The 17956-nt window shown below is 65.6% G+C and carries 18 protein-coding genes; 16 read left to right on the plus strand and 2 right to left on the minus strand.

From position 1 onward, the window contains the following. Positions 1-78: 78 nt before the first annotated feature. Positions 79-405: an iron-sulfur cluster insertion protein ErpA gene (gene erpA, locus H0S73_RS11545; RefSeq protein WP_181052289.1), complete on the minus strand. Its 327-nt coding sequence runs from the start codon at positions 403-405 to the stop codon at positions 79-81. 88 nt (positions 406-493) lie between these two features. Here erpA and H0S73_RS11550 point away from each other — a divergent pair, with 88 nt between their 5' ends. The 14 genes from H0S73_RS11550 (at position 494) to H0S73_RS11615 (ending at position 14715) form a co-directional block, all read left to right on the plus strand. After that, positions 494-1708: a deoxyguanosinetriphosphate triphosphohydrolase gene (locus tag H0S73_RS11550; protein ID WP_181052290.1), complete on the plus strand. Its 1215-nt coding sequence runs from the start codon at positions 494-496 to the stop codon at positions 1706-1708. A gap of 50 nt (positions 1709-1758) precedes the next feature. Next, positions 1759-3519, plus strand: a complete 1761-nt coding sequence (argS, locus tag H0S73_RS11555) for an arginine--tRNA ligase (protein WP_181052291.1) — start codon at positions 1759-1761, stop codon at positions 3517-3519. Positions 3520-3625: 106 nt separating this feature from the next. Continuing rightward, positions 3626-5023, plus strand: coding sequence for an SPOR domain-containing protein (locus H0S73_RS11560; protein WP_181052292.1), 1398 nt, complete (start codon positions 3626-3628; stop codon positions 5021-5023). Positions 5024-5101: 78 nt separating this feature from the next. Then, positions 5102-6121 (plus strand): beta-N-acetylhexosaminidase, encoded by a 1020-nt coding sequence (nagZ, locus tag H0S73_RS11565; RefSeq protein WP_181052293.1) that lies wholly within the window; start codon positions 5102-5104, stop codon positions 6119-6121. 40 nt (positions 6122-6161) lie between these two features. After that, positions 6162-6962, plus strand: coding sequence for a segregation and condensation protein A (locus H0S73_RS11570; protein WP_181052294.1), 801 nt, complete (start codon positions 6162-6164; stop codon positions 6960-6962). A gap of 1 nt (position 6963) precedes the next feature. After that, complete coding sequence (scpB, locus tag H0S73_RS11575; RefSeq protein WP_181052295.1) at positions 6964-7683, plus strand: SMC-Scp complex subunit ScpB; 720 nt, start codon at positions 6964-6966, stop codon at positions 7681-7683. Then, on the plus strand, positions 7680-8804 hold the full coding sequence (locus H0S73_RS11580; protein WP_181052296.1) for an ABC transporter ATP-binding protein: 1125 nt from the start codon (positions 7680-7682) through the stop codon (positions 8802-8804). The genes scpB and H0S73_RS11580 overlap by 4 nt, the downstream gene beginning before the upstream one ends. Positions 8805-8861: 57 nt before the next feature. After that, a complete protein-coding gene (locus tag H0S73_RS11585) occupies positions 8862-9104 on the plus strand; it encodes a twin-arginine translocase TatA/TatE family subunit (RefSeq protein WP_181052297.1) in 243 nt (80 codons plus the stop codon). A 73-nt stretch (positions 9105-9177) separates the two neighbouring features. Beyond that, positions 9178-9783, plus strand: coding sequence for a Sec-independent protein translocase protein TatB (gene tatB / locus H0S73_RS11590; protein ID WP_181052298.1), 606 nt, complete (start codon positions 9178-9180; stop codon positions 9781-9783). Next, positions 9780-10583 (plus strand): twin-arginine translocase subunit TatC, encoded by an 804-nt coding sequence (gene tatC, locus H0S73_RS11595; RefSeq protein WP_181052299.1) that lies wholly within the window; start codon positions 9780-9782, stop codon positions 10581-10583. The genes tatB and tatC overlap by 4 nt, the downstream gene beginning before the upstream one ends. 102 nt (positions 10584-10685) lie before the next feature. Next, complete coding sequence (gene serS / locus H0S73_RS11600; RefSeq protein WP_181052300.1) at positions 10686-12047, plus strand: serine--tRNA ligase; 1362 nt, start codon at positions 10686-10688, stop codon at positions 12045-12047. A gap of 3 nt (positions 12048-12050) precedes the next feature. Continuing rightward, the gene (surE, locus tag H0S73_RS11605; RefSeq protein ID WP_181052301.1) at positions 12051-12815 is read left to right on the plus strand and encodes a 5'/3'-nucleotidase SurE; all 765 of its coding nucleotides are present in this window, start codon (positions 12051-12053) and stop codon (positions 12813-12815) included. A 13-nt stretch (positions 12816-12828) separates the two neighbouring features. Then, complete coding sequence (locus H0S73_RS11610) at positions 12829-13512, plus strand: protein-L-isoaspartate O-methyltransferase family protein (RefSeq protein WP_181052302.1); 684 nt, start codon at positions 12829-12831, stop codon at positions 13510-13512. Positions 13513-13662: 150 nt separating this feature from the next. Continuing rightward, positions 13663-14715, plus strand: a complete 1053-nt coding sequence (locus H0S73_RS11615; RefSeq protein ID WP_343058330.1) for a peptidoglycan DD-metalloendopeptidase family protein — start codon at positions 13663-13665, stop codon at positions 14713-14715. Positions 14716-14814: 99 nt separating this feature from the next. On the opposite strand, the gene H0S73_RS11620 is transcribed toward H0S73_RS11615, so the two are convergent. After that, complete coding sequence (locus H0S73_RS11620) at positions 14815-15690, minus strand: ATP-binding protein (RefSeq protein WP_181052304.1); 876 nt, start codon at positions 15688-15690, stop codon at positions 14815-14817. Between the two features lie 225 nt (positions 15691-15915). On the opposite strand from H0S73_RS11620, the gene yajC reads away from it, so the two are divergent. Both yajC and secD read left to right on the plus strand, forming a co-directional pair. Continuing rightward, positions 15916-16248 (plus strand): preprotein translocase subunit YajC, encoded by a 333-nt coding sequence (gene yajC, locus H0S73_RS11625; RefSeq protein WP_246388841.1) that lies wholly within the window; start codon positions 15916-15918, stop codon positions 16246-16248. A gap of 92 nt (positions 16249-16340) precedes the next feature. Then, positions 16341-17948, plus strand: coding sequence for a protein translocase subunit SecD (secD, locus tag H0S73_RS11630; protein WP_181052305.1), 1608 nt, complete (start codon positions 16341-16343; stop codon positions 17946-17948). The last annotated feature ends 8 nt before the right edge of the window (positions 17949-17956 follow it).

Below are 17956 nucleotides of genomic sequence, written 5' to 3' on the forward strand. Positions count from 1 at the left end.
TGTCTCCCTGGCCGGTCGAATCTGACGCCGGCCATCTCAGAAAAATGCGGAGGCAGAATAGGACATTATGTAACGATTTTACAATGAGAACGAGGTGCCGCAGCCGCAAGAGGCGGTGGCATGGGGATTCTCGATCTTGAAGGACTGGCCGATCAGGTCGTCCACGAAATCGATGACGGAGCCGTCCATGTACTGGATCGATACCTCGTCCACGACCACGGTCGCTCCGTCCCTTTCGATCACGAGGTCGTCGTCCTGCCGGGTGCGATCCACGTCGAAGGCATATTGGAACCCGGAGCAGCCACCGCCGTTCACGCTGATTCTCAGGTGGGAGCCAGCGGGCTCGGACGACATGATCTCGTTGATGCGGCGGGCGGCGCGGGCAGTCAGGGTGATACCGGTCATGGGCACTTCCAGTCCTCAGGAGGACGTAATTCTTGGACAAGGTGTTAAGAGCAAGGTAAGTGCGCCCTGACAAGGCTTCAACCCGGGGATGATTGTGCGGCCCTTTGGCGAGAGATGGCGAGCCCCCTATGCCTGCGACCCCTGGGGAAGCAGAGGCCGGCTGTTCCCGGAGGCGGTCTCGCCGACCCGCAGCGAGTTCCAGCGCGACCGGGACCGGATCATCCATTCCTCGGCCTTTCGGCGCCTGAAGCACAAGACGCAGGTCTTCGTCTATCACGAGGGCGACCACTTCCGGACCCGGCTGACCCACACCATCGAGGTGAGCCAGATCGCCCGGGCGCTCGCCCGCTCCCTCGGCCTTGACGAGGATTTGGCCGAGGCACTGGCGCTGTCCCACGACCTGGGCCATACCCCCTTCGGCCATACGGGCGAGGATACCCTCGATGAATGCATGGCCGGGTTCGGCGGCTTCGACCACAACGCCCAGGCCCTGCGGGTCGTAACCCGCCTGGAGCGCCGTTACGCCGAGTATGACGGGCTCAACCTGACCTGGGAAACCCTGGAGGGGTTGGTCAAGCACAACGGCCCGCTCCTGGATGCCCAGGGCCAGCCGACCCTGCGCTATGCCGCGCGCGGCGTCCCGCTGGCGATCCTCGAATATAACGCCCTGCAGGACCTGGAACTCGCCACCCATGCCGGAGGCGAGGCCCAGGCGGCCGCCATCGCGGACGACATCGCCTACGATGCTCACGACATCGACGACGGCTTGCGGGCCGGGCTGTTCAGGATCGAGGAACTGTGCGAGGTGCCGTTCCTCGACGGCCTCCTGACCGAAATCGGCGCGCGCTATCCAACCCTCGACCTTTCCCGGCGCATCCACGAACTGACCCGGCGCGTCATCACCCGTTTCGTCGAGGACGTGGTCGCGGAGGGCGAGCGCCGGATCTCCGCGCTGTCGCCGCAGAGCGCCGAGGACATCCGGAGGGCGGGCGACACTATGGTTTGTTTCTCGCAGGCCATGAAGGAGGCCGATGCCTCCATCAAGCGTTTCCTCTATGCCCGCATGTACCGGCACCCGGACGTGATGCGGGTCCGCGCCCAGGCGGACGCCGTGCTGCGGGATCTTTTCCGACGCTTCAAGGCAGAGCCGGAGCTGATGCCGGAGGAATGGCAGGCCGATCTGCCGAAAGACGACGAGCCCCGGCTCGCCCGCCGCGTTGCCGATTACATCGCCGGCATGACGGACCGATATGCGATCCTCGAGCACCGGCGCCTGTTTGACGTGACGCCGGACCTGCGCTAGGCGGCACCCAAGGAATTCCGGGGCTAATGGCCCCTCAGAGACAAAGTACCATGAACATTTTCGGGCTGTTTGAGAAGCGGGTTGCGGATGCGCTCGGCCGGTTGGCCGAGGCGGGCAGGATGCCGTCAGGGCTGGATGTCAGCCGCGTCGTGGTCGAGCCGCCGCGCGATTCCTCCCATGGCGACCTCGCCACGAACGCCGCCATGGTCCTGGCCAAGGAGGCGCGGATGAACCCGCGTGCCCTCGCTGAGCTTCTCGTCGCCGACCTCAAGGATGATCCGCGCGTTACCAACGTGGAGATCGCCGGTCCCGGCTTCATCAATATCCGCCTTGCGCCTTCGGTGCTGCACGAGGTCCTGCGCGCCGCCGTCGTCGACAGCGACGGCTTCGGTCGGAGCGGGCAGGGGGCGGGCGCGCCGGTCAATGTCGAGTATGTCTCGGCCAACCCGACCGGCCCGATGCATGTGGGTCATTGCCGGGGCGCGGTCTTCGGCGATGCCCTGGCCGGTCTCCTGGATTTCGCGGGCTACAAGGTCACGCGGGAATACTACATCAACGATGCCGGCGCGCAGGTCGATGTCCTCGCCCGCTCGGCCTATCTCCGTTACAAAGAGGCCCTTGGGCACGAGATCGGAGAGATCCCGGAGGGTCTCTATCCCGGCGATTACCTGAAGCCCGTCGGCGAGCGGATGGCCAAGGAATATGGCACGAGCCTGATCGACAAGCCTGAAGCCGAGTGGCTGCCGCTCGTGCGCGAGACCTCCATCGACGCCATGATGGACATGATCCGGGACGATCTTGCGGTCCTCAACATTCACCACGACGTCTTCTTCTCCGAGCGCTCCCTGCAGCAAGGAAATGGGGGAGAAGTCGCCAGATTGATCGCCGAACTGCGCGGTCGCGATCTGGTCTATATGGGCCGCCTCCCGCCACCGAAGGGCCAGAAGGACGAGGATTGGGAGGACCGGGAGCAGCTTCTGTTCCGCGCCACGGCCTTCGGCGACGAGGTGGATCGTCCGCTGCTGAAGTCCGACGGCTCCTACACCTATTTCGCCTCCGACATCGCCTATCACCGCTCGAAATACGAGCGTGGCTTTGCCTCCATGATCGACGTGTGGGGCGCCGACCACGGCGGCTATGTGAAGCGCATGCAGGCGGCCGTGAAGGCCGTGACCGACGGCAAGGGCGATCTGGATGTAAAGCTCTGCCAGCTCGTGAAGCTTCTGCGCGGCGGCGAGCCGGTGAAGATGTCCAAGCGCTCGGGCGACTTCGTGACCCTGCGGGAAGTGGTCGATGAGGTGGGCCGTGATGCCGCCCGCTTCATGATGATCTTCCGCAAGAATGATGCGACCCTGGATTTCGACCTCGCCAAGGTGGTCGAGCAGTCCAAGGACAACCCGGTCTTCTACGTCCAGTACGCCCATGCCCGCTGTGCCTCGGTCTTCCGTCAGGCGGCGGAAGCGTTCCCGGGGGCTGACTTCACGCCGGCTCAGCTGGAGAAGGCGGATCTGTCGATTTTGAGTGACGAAGCGGAAATGGACGTCATTCACCGCATCGCTCAGTTTCCCCGGATGATCGAAGCCGCGGCCGAGGCTCACGAGCCGCACAGGGTCGCATTCTACCTCTATGACCTGGCCAGTGCGTTCCACAGCTTATGGAATAAGGGCAAAGACTTGCCGCAATTACGCTTTGTTAATCTAACTGATAAAGATTCAACACAAGCGAGGCTCGCTCTCGTGCATGCCCTCAAGGGCGTGCTCGCATCTGGTCTCGCAATCCTGGGCGTCACGGCACCCGAAGAAATGCGATAGTGTTTCTTGAGGCGGATCAACCGCTTACGAAGCATTCGCGTCGGGTCTCGTTACGTCATGCAGGCGGAGCAACGGTGCTCCTGTCGCGTAACTGGAGATCCGGCGCATGAGCGAATCAGTAAAGCCCCGTTTTGCCGTCGACCTCAACGAGATCGAACGGCAACTCGCGCAGGCGGGTACCCCGCAATCCCAGCCGGCCAGCGCCGGGCGGAACGATCCGCTCGCGGAATTGGCCCGGATCGTAGGGCAAGACGACCCATTTCAGGCTCTCTTGGCCAATGACGGATCCGCCCGTCCGCGTCAGCAGGGCTCCTCGATCGACGATCTTTTCGCCGTCCGCGACACCATGCCGCAACCCGCCCGCGAGGTGCCGGTCCGTGCCCCGCAGGGAGGTCACGCCGCGCCGTCGTTCGACCTCGGCGGGTACCCGCAAAGCCATGTCCGCGCCCCTGAACCGGCCTATCCCCGCCAGCCTGCTCACCAGAATCAGGATGCCTACGGCAACGAGGCCTATGCGCAGGACTACTACGCCGATCAGGCCGGGCCTTACGCCGACCAGGATTACGATCAGCCGCAGGATTATGCTCCGATCGAGAAGGGCCGGTCCCGCAAGGGCGTTATCGCCATGGCGGCGGTCGTGGGCGCAGTCGTGCTCGGCGGTGGCGGAGCCTACATGGCTTCGGGCTCATCGGCGATCACCGGGGGCGAGCCGCCGCTGGTGAAGGCGAACAACGAGCCCACCAAGGTCCAGCCGCAGAACCCGGGCGGGGTCGAGATCCCGAACCAGAACAAGCAGATCTACGAGCGCGCCAATCAGAACGCGGCGACAAAGGTCGTCAACCGCGAGGAGCAGCCGGTCGACCTGCAGCAGGCCGTGCGCATGAATGGCGGCGCCGTGGCCGACGCCACGGGCGGTACGATCCCTACCAGCTCGGTCAAGCCTCATCAGACCGCCAGTCTGAATCTCGGGGAGCCGAAGAAAGTCCGCACGGTCACCATCCGCCCCGACGGCACCGTGGCGGGCTCGGAGCGTCCAGCCGCCCAGCCGGCGGCTCCCGCAGCCATGACGCTGCCGCCCCAGGCCCAGGCTGCTCCGGTGCAGACCGCATCGGCCCAGCCCCGCGCTGCTGCGAGCACTCCGGTCGCGGCTCCGGCCACGCCCGCTCCGACTCCGAAGCCCGCGGCAGCAACGCCCGCACCGACGCAGGTCGCGTCGGTTCAGCCGGTCGCTCCGGCCGCGGCGGCAGCGGAAACGACGCCCAGCGGCGGCTTTGCCGTGCAGCTCGGCCTCGCCAATTCGGAAGCCGGCGCTCAGACGGCCTTCGCTTCGTTCCAGCGCAGGTACCCCGACCTCGAAGGCATGCCGTCCCTCATCCGCAAGGCCGAGGTGAACGGGAACACCATCTATCGCGTCCGGGTCGGGCCCCTGTCCAAAGACGAGGCCTCTTCCCTCTGCTCCAAGCTGCAGGGCCAGGGCGGCCAGTGCTTCGTCGCCAAGAACTGAGGCGGGATAAACTGAGACAAGATAACTTGGCGGTCGAGATTTCTTGACCCTGCCGAGCAGGAGACTTAAGGCGCGGGTATGAAAACCCGCGCCTTTATTGCTGGATGCTCCGGCACCGAACTCACCCCGGACGAGGTCGCCTTCTTCAAGGAGGCGGATCCCTGGGGATTCATCCTGTTCCGCCGCAATGTAGAGAGCCCCGAGCAGGTGAGGGCGCTCTGCGGTGCCCTAAGGGACGCAGTCGGCCGGGCCGACGCTCCCATCCTGATCGATCAGGAGGGCGGACGGGTTCAGCGCCTGGGGCCGCCGCACTGGCCCAAATATCCTTCCGGCCGCGCCTATGGTCGCCTTCACGCGAACGATCCGCTCGTCCAGCGCGAGATCGCCCGGCTCGGCGCCCGGCTGATCGCCCACGACCTCCGCTCGGTCGGCATCACGGTCGATTGCCTGCCGGTCCTGGACGTTCCCTCGCCGGGCGCCCACGACGTAATCGGGGACCGGGCCTACGGCCAGACGCCGAGTCAGGTCGCGATCCTGGGCCGGGCCGCCGCCGAGGGCCTCCTGGCGGGCGGCGTGCTGCCGGTGGTCAAGCATATGCCGGGCCATGGCCGGGCCGGCGCCGACAGCCACCTGGCGCTTCCCGTGGTCGATGCCTCGCGCGAGGAGCTGGAGCGGCACGATTTCGCGCCGTTCCGCATGCTCACCGACATGCCCCTCGCCATGACGGCGCACGTGGTCTACACCGCCCTGGACCCGGACCGGCCCGCGACCACTTCCCCGGTCGTCATGCAGGAGATCATCCGCGGCCAAATTGGCTATGACGGTCTGGTGATGACCGACGATCTGTCGATGCACGCCCTTTCCGGTTCATTCCGGGGCCGGACGGAGGCCGCCTTTTCGGCAGGCTGTGACATGGCTCTTCACTGCAACGGCAACATGGAGGAGATGAGTGCCGTCGCCGAAGCCGCGCCTACCTTAAGCGGGGAAGCCCTCCGCCGCGCTAACGCTGCGTTAGCACGCATCACCCATGATCCGGAGCCTTTGGATCCTGTGGATGCCCGGTCCAGGCTCGATTCTGCTCTTGCGATGATCGCCTAAAGCTAATGAAGCTTCGAACCCCATGAGTTGAGTACGGTCGATGGCAAATCCCTTACCCTTCGAAGACGTCGAACGCACGGAGCGGGCCGAGAGCGAGCCCGCCCTGCTCGTCGACGTGGACGGGTTCGAGGGGCCGCTCGACCTGCTGCTGGAACTCGCCCGGCGCCAGAAGGTGGATCTCCACCGGATCTCGATCCTGGCGCTGGCCGAGCAGTACATCGCCTTCATCGAGGCCGCGCGCCGCATGCGTCTCGAGCTGGCGGCCGATTACCTCGTGATGGCGGCCTGGCTCGCCTATCTCAAGTCGCGCCTCCTGCTGCCCGAGCCGCCGAAGGGCGAGGAGCCGAGCGCCGAGGAGCTGGCCTCGGCCCTGGCCCTGCGCCTGCGCCGCCTGGAGGCGATCCGCGAGGCCGCCAAGAAGATGGGCGAGCGTGCCTGGCTCGGTCGTGACGTCTTCGCCCGAGGCGCGCCCGAACCCGTGATCATCCTCCGGGATTCCCACTACGAGGCGAGCCTTTACGACCTGCTCAAGGCCTATGCCCAGCAGCGGCAGATCCAGTTCAACGCCCGTGTGTCCCTGCACAAGCGGAACGTCTGGTCGCTGGTCGATGCGCGCGAGGCCCTCGAGCGTCTCGTCGGTCACTTGAACGACTGGGTGACACTCGACACCTATCTGATGGAATACATGGTCGAGCCTTCCATGCGACCGACGATACTGGCTTCGGCCCTTTCCGCCACCCTGGAAATGGTGCGCGAGGGCAAGCTGACGGTTCGGCAGGACGAGGCCTTCGCACCGGTCTGGGTCAAGCCCGTCGCCGATCCGGCCGAGGCAGGAGTTTAAGATGCTGCCCGACATGCAGGAAGACACGACCGAGATGACGGAAGCCGAGGCGCCGGAGATCAGCCATGTCCCCGATCACGGCGAGGCCATGCGGATCGCCGAGGCGCTCCTGTTCGCCGCGCCCGCACCTTTGAGCGCCGAGGAACTGAGCGGGCGTCTGCCTGAAGGCGCGGATGTGGAGAAGATCCTTCAGGACCTGACCGAGCTCTATGCCCCCCGGGGCGTCAACCTCGTCCGGGTGGCCGGGAAATGGACCTTCCGCACGGCCGGCGACCTGTCCTTCGTGCTCGCCCGCGATGTGGTCGAGCAGCGCAGGCTTTCCCGCGCCGCGATGGAGACCTTGGCGATCATCGCCTACCACCAGCCGGTGACCCGCGCCGAGATCGAAGAGATCCGCGGCGTCGCCACGTCCAAGGGCACCATCGATACCCTCCTGGAAACCGGCTGGATTCGTCTGAGGGGGCGCAGGAAGGCGCCCGGCCGTCCCGTGACCTACGGTACGACGCCGGGCTTCCTGGAGCATTTCGGCCTCGATGCCATCGAGGATCTTCCAGGTCTCGAGGAACTCAAGGGGGCGGGCTTCATCGAGGGACGCGTGCCTTCTGATTTCTCGGTGCCGACCCCTTCCGATGCGGATGCCCTGCGCGAGGATGAGGACCCGCTCGACGACGATCTGCTTCAGCCTCTCGACATGCATCAGACCGAGGTGGGCGAGGAATGAACGCCAGACCCGCCGGGTCCGCCCGCGACCTGTTCCGTCTGCCCCGTTGGGGTCAGCGAGGAACGGCCGGCGCGTCGATACCGGCCCAGTTGAGCTTCGAGAGCATCGTCCAGGCCTATGACAGCCAGCGGGCGCTCGACGGCGTGTCGCTGACCATCGAGCCGGGAGAGATCGTCTGCCTGCTCGGTCATTCCGGCTGCGGCAAGACCACCCTGCTGCGCATCGCCGCGGGAGTCGAGATGCCGACTTCCGGCCGGGTGCTCATGGATGGGCGGGAGGTCAGTGGACCTAAGGTGTTCCTGGAGCCGGAACGGCGGGGCATCGGGCTGATGTTCCAGGATTATGCCCTGTTCCCGCACATGACGATCCTCCAGAACATCATGTTCGGCCTGAAGGACCTGTCGGCCTCCGAGGCGGGCATCGCCGCGCGGCGCGCCCTGTCCCGCGTGGGGCTCGAACACTACGCCAACGAGTACCCGCATACCCTGTCGGGCGGCGAGCAGCAGCGGGTGGCGCTGGCGCGCTCGATCGCGCCTCGGCCCGGCGTCCTGCTCATGGACGAGCCGTTTTCGAATCTCGACCGGCGCATGCGCGATGCGATCCGCGACGAGACCGTCGCAATCCTGAGAGAAACCGGCGCTACGACCATCGTCGTCACGCACGACCCGGAGGAGGCAATGCGGATCGCCGACAGGATCGTGCTCATGCGTTCCGGCAGGATCATCCAGCAGGGCGAGGCGGAGGAGATCTATCGGCGCCCGGCGAATCTGTTCGCCGCCCGCTTCTTCTGCGACTTCAACGAGCTTGAGGGCGTGGTTCGCAACGGCCAGGTTTCCTGTCCGGTCGGAATCTTCCCGGCACCGCATCTGGACGATGGTCCCGCCATCGTCTGCGTGCGGCCGCAGGGCCTGAAGCTCAAGCCCGCGGGCTTCTGCCTGCCGGGACGTGTGATGTCTCGTCGCTTTCTCGGCGAGGTCGATCTGGTGCACATTGACGTGCAGGGGGTGGATCGCCCCCTGCAGGCCCGCGTTCACGATCCCGTTGGCGTGAACGAGGGGCAGGATGTGGGCATCGAGATCGCTACTAAGGATGTCCTTGTTTTCGCCGCCTCCGACGCATAGGTTGACGGCGAGTTCATATCGAGAAGCCGCGCCTTCCGGGGCGCAGGAGGAATTGCCATGGGTGGCACGAGTATTTGGCACTGGATCGTCGTGGGTCTGATCGTCGTCCTGCTGTTCGGACGCGGCAAGATCTCCGACATGATGGGCGACGTCGCGAAGGGCATCAAGGCCTTCAAGAAGGGCATGTCCGAGGACGATACGCCGGCAAAGCCGGTGCAGCCGTCCGAGCCGGTCCGCACCATCGATCATCAGAACGGTACGACGACGACCACAGTGACGACCGATCATAAGGTCGGCTAAGCTTTAGTGCGCAGCCACTTTGGTGGCGTGTCAGTACGCGTGAGTACCTAAGAGGCAGGTTCGAGGCCACGTCATGTTGGACATGAGCTGGGGTGAGGTCATGGTGATCGGCGCCGTCGCGCTGATCGTGATCGGCCCAAAGGATCTGCCGAAGGCACTGCGGACGGTCGGGCAGGTGACGGGGAAGCTTCGCCGCATGGCGGCGGAATTCCAGGGGCAGTTCAACGAGGCCATGCGCGAGGCCGAGCTCGACGACGTCAAGAAGCAGCTCCAGGGGATGAACGATTCCGTCTCCTCCGTCGGCAATGCGAGCTTCAACCCCATCCAGACCATACGGGACGAGCTCAAGACCTCCATCGAAGCGCCCGTATCTCCTGACCCGAAGGCTCCCGAGACCGAGACCGGGCCGGCTGTCCCGGCGGTGGCGTCCGAACAGGTGGCGCCTGAGCCGGCGGCACTTGCAAAGGACGCCTCCGACGCCTCGGTCCAAGCGGTTGTGGAAGGACGCGAGCCCGCGCCCACCGATCCCCTGATCGACCTGCCTCCTCCGCCGACCGTCGATCCAGCGACGGAAATCGCCGAATCCTTGCGGCGGGAGGCTGAGTACGAGGCCCAGCAGGCTGCCCTTGCCGAGCAACTTTCAGAAAAACCAGAAAAATCGGACGCGAAAGCCGGATGACCACCGCCGCTGAAGACGATGAGGTCGAAGCTTCGCGCGCGCCTCTGATCGAGCACCTGACCGAGCTGCGTTCACGCCTGATCAAGGCGCTGGTCGCGTTCGTGATCATGTTTTTCATCTGCTTCGCCGCCGCGAAGTACATCTACAACGCGCTCGTCTGGCCCTACGTCCTCGCGGTCGGTTCGCCGGAGAAGGCGCACCTGGTCTATACGCACGGCCTGGAATACCTGTTCACGCAGATCCAGGTGGCGGCCTTCGGTGCCGGCTTCCTGGCTTTCCCGGTCATCGCCATGCAGATCTACAAGTTCGTGGCGCCGGGCCTCTACAAGAACGAGCGTCGGGCCTTCGTCCCGTACCTCTTCGCGACGCCGATCCTCTTCGTCATCGGCGCGGCCTGCGTCTATTTCATCGCCATGCCGCTCCTCATGCGCTTTTCCGTGGGCATGCAGCAGCTGGCGACGGATACGAGCCCGGCCATCGAGTTCCTGCCGAAGGTCAGCGAGTATCTGTCGCTGATCATGACGCTGATCTTCGCCTTCGGTATCTGCTTCCAGCTGCCCGTCATCCTGACCCTGCTCGCCCGCGCCGGGATCATCGACTCGCAGTTCCTGAAGGACAAACGCCGCTACGCCGTCGTCATCGTGTTCGTGATTGCCGCGGTTCTCACCCCTCCGGACGTGATCAGCCAGTTCGCCCTTGCGATCCCCACCTTGCTTCTTTACGAGGCATCCATCTTCTCCGTGACCATGGTCGAGAAGAAGCGTGCGGAAGCCGAGGCCGCGCGCGCGGCAGAGGGGTAGAGACCGAAAGGACTCCACATCGGCCGCCATCCTCGGCATAAGTTGAAGGGGCGGCCTCGTCGAAAAAGGGCAGGTCCGCTCGATGAAGCAGGTCCCCATCCCATGCACGACATCCGTTCCATCCGCGAGAATCCCGCGGCTTTCGACCAAGGCCTCCGGAACCGGGGCATGGAGCCCCTGTCCGCGCAGCTGATCGCCCTCGACGATTCCCGAAAAGGCGCGGTTTCCGCCCTGCAGGCTGCCACCGAGCGCCGCAACGCCCTATCCAAGGAAATCGGTCAGGCGAAGGCCAAGAAGGACGAGGTCCGTGCGCAGGAGCTGATGGCCGAGGTCGCCCGGATCAAGGAGACGATGCCGGAGCTGGAGGAGGGCGAGCGGGCCGCCGAGAAGGCACTGTTCGCGGCTCTCGCCGCCATCCCCAACATCCCGAAGGAGGATGTGCCGGTCGGGGCCGACGAGCACGGCAACGTGGAGCGCCACCGCTTCGGCACGCCGCCGACCCTGAACAGCGCCAAGCAGCATTTCGAGATCGGCGAAGCTCTCGGCCTCATGGATTTCGAAACAGCCGCCAAGCTCTCCGGCTCGCGGTTCGTTGTCCTGAAAGGCGGGCTGGCGCGCCTGGAGCGCGCCCTCGGCCAGTTCATGATCGACCTCCACACCAACGAGCATGGCTACACGGAAGTGAACCCGCCGCTGCTGGTGCGGGACGACGCCATGTTCGGCACGGCGCAGCTGCCGAAATTCGAGGACGACCAGTTCTGGGCCTTCCCCGGCAACTCGCTCGAACAGATCGTGGCCGCCGCGCTCGAAGGTCAGCCGAGCGATGCGATCGCCAAGCTGGTCAAGGACACCCGCTACGGCATGATCCCGACCGCGGAGGTCACGCTCACCAATCTCGTGCGTGAGCAGATCCTCTCCGAGGAGGAGCTGCCCCTGCGCTTCACCGCGCTCACCCCGAGCTTCCGTGCCGAGGCGGGATCCGCCGGACGCGACACGCGCGGCATGATCCGCCAGCACCAGTTCGTGAAATGCGAGCTCGTCTCGATCACGACGCCGCAGACCTCCGCCGACGAGCACGAGCGCATGCTCACGAGCGCCGAGAACGTGCTGAAGAAGCTCGAACTGCCGTTCCGTACCATGACGCTCTGCACGGGCGACATGGGCTTCTCCTCGACCAAGACCTACGACATTGAGGTCTGGCTGCCCGGGCAGGGAATGTATCGCGAGATTTCGAGCTGCTCGGTCTGCTCCGATTTCCAGGCCCGGCGCATGAACGCCCGCTACCGCGCGGCCGGCGAGAAGCAGCCCCGTTTCGTGCACACGCTCAACGGCTCCGGCCTCGCGGTCGGGCGGACGCTCGTGGCCGTACTGGAGAACTACCAGAATGAGGACGGCAGCGTCACGATTCCGTCGGTACTCCAGCCCTATATGGGCGGGATGACCCGCATCGAGCGTCAGGCTTAGACGATGCGCATTCTCTGCACCAACGACGACGGCATTCATGCTCCTGGCTTGAAGACCCTGGAAGCCATCGCCCGCAACCTGTCGGACGATGTCTGGGTCGTCGCCCCCGAGACCGATCAGAGCGGCGTCGCCCATTCGCTCTCGCTCAACGATCCCTTGCGCCTGCGCGAGGTGTCCAGCCGACATTTCGCCGTGAAGGGCACGCCGACCGATTGCGTCATCATGGGCGTGCGTCACCTCATGCGGGACGCCAAGCCTGATCTCGTGCTCTCCGGAGTCAATCGGGGACAGAACGTGGCCGAGGACGTGACCTATTCCGGCACGGTGGCTGGCGCCATTGAGGGCACGATCCTCGGTATCCCGTCCATCGCGCTCTCCCAGGCTTACGGGCCGGGCACGCGCAACGCGCCGCGCTGGCAATGCGCGGAGCATCACGGCCCCAAGGTGGTACGCAGGGTCCTCGAGGCGGGCGTCGACAAGGGCATCCTGGTCAACGTCAACTTTCCCGATTGCGAGCCCGAGGATGTCGAGGGGACGGCTCTCGTCAACCAGGGCCAGCGCACGCAGGAACTCCTGCGCCTCGACGAGCGGCAGGACGGGCGCGGCAACCCTTACTTCTGGATCGCCTTCGAGCGCCGCCCCTTCACGCCCGGCAACGGCACGGATCTCTGGGCCATCGCGAACCGGCGCATCGCCGTCACGCCGCTCCGTATCGACATGACGGACGAGCCGACGCTGACGCGCTACGCGCAGGCCTTCGGCGGTTGAGCGAGCGGACGCGATGAACCAGGACGTGCCTTTCTTAGCCGAAGCGGATCTCCGCGACGAGCAGGAGGCGATCGGCGCTGCGTCCTTCATCCTGTCCCTTCGCGCGAAGGGCATCCGCGACACCGCGCTGCTGCGCGCCATGGAGCTCGTGCCGCGCGAAGTCTTCGCCCCCCGTCGCTTCAGCGATCTCGCCCGCACGGACGTGGCGCTTCCGCTGCCCTGCGGGCAGACTATGACGGGACCTGCCACGGTCGCAGCCATGCTGCTGTCGCTCGGGGTCCAGCCGGGCCAGCGCATCCTGGAGGTCGGCACCGGCAGCGGCTACGTGACCGCCCTGCTGGCGAGGCTCAGCGCGGAGGTCACGAGCGTCGAGCGTTTCAACACGCTGGCGGAAAGCGCCGCGCAGCATCTCAGGATCGTCGAGGCGGGAAAGGTCCGCCTGGAAGTGGGCGACGGCTTGGCTACCCGGGTGCGGGACCGCTTCGACCGCATCCTGCTCAACGGCGCCTGTCCCGAAATCCCCGAGACCGTGACGAATCTTCTCGGACCGGGCAGCCGTCTGGTAGGAGCGGTCACCATCGAGGGCGTGCCGCATCTCGTGCGGATCGAGCGCAACGCCGAGGGGGAACTCGCACAGTCGGTCGGCGCAGCCTTGCGCCTATCGCCGCTCGTCTCGGGGATTGCGGCCACACTCTGACCGGACCGAAATATTTTCGGACAGGGTTACGACAATCCGCACAGCGTCAACCGTTGCTTAACCTGAACAGGCTTTTAATGGCTTCATCGAGTTGCGTTCGGTTGGGGTTGAGTGATGCGGTTGCGTGTGTGTTCTGGGCATTGGGGTGCGGTGTCGCGGATCGCTCTGGTAGGGCTGATCGGCAGTGCGGCGGCGGCTTGCAGTACCGATAGTGCGCGGTTCGCCGAGAACCCGTTCTCGAACCCCTTCGCGGCCAGCGAGCGCATGGACAACACGGCTTCCATGGCGCCTCAGCCCACTCCGTCCTATTCGGCCGCGCCGATGCCGACGCCGAGTGTTCAGGCGCAGGCCCTGCCTCCTGTGCAGTCCCAGCCCCTGTCGCAGCCTGCCCGCATCGCCTCCGCTCCCACGCCCGCTCCGCTTCAGTCTCGGCCCATGCCGGTCGCCCAGGCTGCGCCGGCGCAGCCCGCGAGCCGCCCTCAATTCCGTCTCGTCGATACGTCGAAGGTGCCGGCTGCGACCACGCCTGTCGCGGCGGCCGAACCGGCCAAGCGCGTTCGTCCGGGCATGACCGCGACGGCTCAGGCTCCCGCTCCGGCCGCTGCGGCTCCTGCCCGGTCCGCGCCGATGCAGGTCGCGTCCGCGACCAACGAGCCGCTGGTCTCGGCGCCCAGGCCCCTCGTGTCCGCTCCGAAGCCGGTCGTGGAGCAGCCCAAGGTCGCGGCTCTCACCCAGCCCGAGCAGGTGAAGCCCGCCGTTCAGCCGGTCGCGCCGGCGCCCCAGCCGGAGGCCGCCAAGGCTCCCGTGCAGGAGCCGGAGCAGACTGCCAGCCTGTCGGGCGATTTCCGCTGGCCGGCCCGCGGCCGCGTCATTGCCGGGTTCGGCGCCAATGGCGGCAATGAAGGCATCAACATCGCGGTCCCCGAAGGCACGCCGGTCAAGGCCGCCGAAGCCGGCACCGTGACCTATGCGGGCAGCGAGGTGAAGGGCTACGGCAACCTCGTCCTGATCAAGCACGAGAACGGCTACGTCTCCGCCTACGCCCATAACGGCTCGCTCAACGTGAAGCGCGGCGAGCAGGTGAAGCGCGGCCAGGTGATCGCGACATCCGGCCAGACCGGCAACGTGACCTCGCCGCAGCTCCACTTCGAGATCCGCAAGGGCGCGCAGCCCGTCGACCCGATGAAGCATCTCGGCGGCTGATCAGGCGAATAGTTTAGATCGGTCCAGGGATAACCAGGCTGATCGAATGAGGGGACGGTGGAGCTCAGCCACCGTCCCTTTGTCGTTTCAGATCGGGTTTCAAATCGCCTTGCCCAGGCGCCCGGCCAGATCCTGGATAAACTGCCAGGCCGTGCGTCCGGAACGGGCTCCGCGGGTCGTGGCCCATTCCAGCGCCTCGGCGCGGACAGCGTTGCGGTCCGCCTGCAGGCCGAGATGATCCACATAGGCGAAGACCATGTCGAGATATTCGTCCTGGCTGCATTTGTGGAAGCCGAGCCAGAGGCCGAAGCGGTCGGAGAGCGAGACCTTCTCCTCCACGGCTTCGCCCGGATTGATGGCGGTCGAGCGCTCGTTCTCCATCATGTCGCGCGGCAGCAGATGGCGGCGGTTCGAGGTGGCGTAGAAGATCACGTTGTCGGGCCGCCCCTCGATCCCACCTTCCAGCACCGCTTTGAGAGACTTGTAGGAGGTGTCGTCGGCGTCGAAGGAGAGGTCGTCGCAGAAGACGATGAAGCGGTGCGGATCCGGGCGCAGCAGGCTCATGAGGTCCGGCAGGGTCTCGATGTCTTCCCGGTGGATCTCGATCAGCTTGAGAGGGAGGGCGTCTGCCGTCTTGGTGTGGTTGATTTCCGCATGGACGGCCTTGACGAGGGACGACTTGCCCATGCCCCGGGCGCCCCAGAGGAGGGCATTGTTCGCCGGCAGGCCCCGGGCGAAGCGCTGTGTGTTCTCCGCCAACTGGTCCCGAACCCGGTCGATCCCGCGCAGGAGGCTCATCTCGACACGGTTGACCTTGGGGACGGGGGAGAGCCTGCGCCCGGCGGCCTGCCAGACGAAGGCGTCGGCCTGCGTGAAGTCGGCCTGGGCGGTGCCTGAGGGGGCGAGGTGCTCAAGGGCGTCGGCGATCCGCGTCAAAAGCGCCAGGGATTCGGGGGAGTTCAGATTGGCGGGCATGAATTTCCGGCTTCAAGAAACAGTGAGGATGTCGTGCTTAGCGCGAAAATGGCCGTCCGGTCCACGCAGGAGAGGGCATCGACCCTGCAAGGAGCCTTGGGAAAGGCCTTGAACTTCATTGATTTCGTCGAGTCGATGGGTATAGTCCGCCACGCTTTGTAATCCCGTCCGGCGCGGGCGGGCCCGAAACGGGCCTGCCACGCGCCTTTATCCATGGAGAGCCGCTTGTTCATTTCGCCAGCCTTCGCACAAGGGGCCCCCGCCGGGGGCGGAACGGAGATGATCCTTCAATTCGTTCCGTTCATCCTCATATTCGTCATCATGTGGTTCCTGATCATCCGGCCCCAGCAGCGCCGCGTGAAAGCCCATCAGGAGATGATCAAGAATGTGCGCCGCGGCGACACGGTCGTCACCTCGGGCGGGATCATCGGCAAGGTGACGAAGGTCCTCGAGGATTCGAACGACATCGAAGTCGAGATCGCCGATGGCGTGAAGGTGAAGGTGGCCCGCGCCATGATCTCCGAGGTCCGCTCCAAGAGCGAACCGGTCAAGGCCTGATGTGAAAGGAAGCCGGCCCCCGACTTGTCCGGCAGGGGCCGGTTCGCCGCAGATCCGATGCGGCTTTGTGTGTGAGAAAGGTTGAGCTGACGATGCTGCGCTTCTCGAGGTCGAAGATCATCGCCACCGTGGCGATCATTGTGATCGGCCTGCTTCTTGCGGTTCCGAGCATGATGAATCGCGAGCAGCGTCAGGCCTACCTGAATGCCATTCCGAGCTGGGTTCCGTCCTGGCTCGTTCCGTCCCGGGCCATCGTGCTGGGCCTCGACCTGCAGGGCGGCTCGCACGTCCTCCTGGAGGTCGACGCGCAGGACCTGCTGCGCGGCCAGATCACGCTCCTGCGCGACGACGTTCGCCGCATTCTGCGCGATACCCGGGTTTCGTCCCAGAACGGCATTCAGACCGTCCCGCGGGGCGTGCAGATCCGTGTGCCGGACGCGGCCGACCGCGAGCGGCTGATGCCGCGCCTGAGGGAATTGTCCCAGCCCATCGGCAACGCCATGCTCGGCCAGTCTGGCGGGAATTCGGTCCAGATCAACACCACGCCGGACGGGGTGATCACGCTGACCTACACGGATGCGGGCATCAACGAGCGCATCCGCCGCGCCGTCGACCAGTCCATCGAGGTGGTCCGTCGCCGTATCGATGCCACCGGCACCACGGAGCCGAGCATCCAGCGCCAGGGCGCCGACCGCGTTCTCGTGCAGGTTCCGGGCCTGCAGGATCCGCAGCAGCTGAAGGCCCTGCTGGGTGAAACCGGCAACCTCGAATTCCGCCTGCTGGCTCAAGCAGGCGCCACCGACGTCGACATGCTGCCTATGGAAGACGCGGGCGGCCAGCGCGTTCCGGTCGAGCGCCGGGTGATCGCCGAAGGCGGCGACCTGACGGACGCGCAGCCGGCCTTCGACAGCCAGACCCGTCAGCCCATCGTCAATTTCCGCTTCAACATCCGTGGCGCCCAGCGCTTCGGCCAGGCAACGACGGAAAATCTCGGCCGCCAGCTGGCCATCGTCCTCGACAACCGGGTGATCTCGGCCCCGACGATCCAGTCGCCCATCACCGGCGGCTCCGGCCAGATCTCGGGCAGCTTCACCGTCGAGCAGGTCAACAATCTCGCGGTCCTGCTGCGCTCCGGCGCCCTTCCTGCCAAGCTCACCATCGTCGAAGAGCGCACGGTGGGTCCGGGCCTTGGGCGCGATTCCATCGAGGCGGGCAAGATGGCCACCTATGTGGCGGGCATCTTCGTGGTCATCTTCATGTTCGCCACCTACGGCGTCTTCGGCCTCATCGCGAACATCGCGCTCATCGTCCACGTGGGCCTCATCTTCGGCCTCATGTCGGTGCTCGAGGCCACGCTGACCCTGCCGGGCATCGCGGGCATCGTTCTCACCATCGGCACGGCCGTCGACTCGAACGTGCTCATCTACGAGCGTATCCGCGAAGAGGTGCGTTCCGGACGCTCCATCGTGTCCGGCATTCAGGCAGGCTTCGACCGGGCCTTCGCGACCATCGTCGACTCGAACAGCACCATGGCGATTGCGGCCCTGATCCTGTTCTTCCTCGGCTCCGGTCCCGTGCGCGGCTTCGCCGTCGTGTTCATCCTCGGCATCCTGACGACCGTGATCACCGCCGTCACCCTGACGCGCATGATGATCGCGCTCTGGTATCAGTGGATGCGTCCCAAAGTTCTTCCGTTCTAAGGAGTGCG

Origin of the sequence: Microvirga mediterraneensis (genome assembly GCF_013520865.1) — a bacterium.
Classification (GTDB): Bacteria; Pseudomonadota; Alphaproteobacteria; order Rhizobiales; family Beijerinckiaceae; genus Microvirga; species Microvirga mediterraneensis.